The following is a 378-nucleotide window of genomic DNA, read 5'->3' as shown; positions in this document are numbered from 1 at the left end:
AGACCCCTCTGGTGCCCTGCGACGGGCGGATGCGCCGCTCCGCTCAGCCGCCGGCGCGGTGGCGGCCGATCGGCAGCATCATGGGCCGGCCGCTCACCGGATCGGGGAGCGTCCGGCAGGCCAGCCCGAAGACCGCCTGCACCATCTCTTCGGTCAGGACCGTCTCGGGAGGACCGCTCGCATGGATGCGGCCCCCGGCCATCGCCACCAGCGCGTCGGCATAGCGGGCGGCGAGGTTCAGGTCGTGCAGCAGCATGACGATGGTGGTCCCCTGCGCGCGGTTCAGATCGGTGAGCAGGTCGAGCACCTCGACCTGATGGGCGATGTCGAGAAAGGTGGTGGGCTCGTCGAGGAGCAGGATCCCGGTCTCCTGCGCCA

General features: G+C 70.9%; 1 protein-coding gene. It reads right to left on the bottom strand.

The annotated features are described in order from the left end of the window. Positions 1-43 precede the first annotated feature (43 nt). Positions 44-378 (bottom strand): ABC transporter ATP-binding protein (locus EBL84_RS16765; RefSeq protein ID WP_148040336.1); only part of this gene is annotated, 335 nt, incomplete at its 5' end.

Origin of the sequence: Marichromatium sp. AB31, assembly GCF_003718685.1 — a bacterium.
GTDB classification, from domain to species: Bacteria; Pseudomonadota; Gammaproteobacteria; order Chromatiales; family Chromatiaceae; genus Marichromatium; species Marichromatium gracile.
The sequence above is the reverse complement of the archived record's forward strand: the minus strand, read 5'-3'. Positions and strand labels throughout refer to the sequence as shown.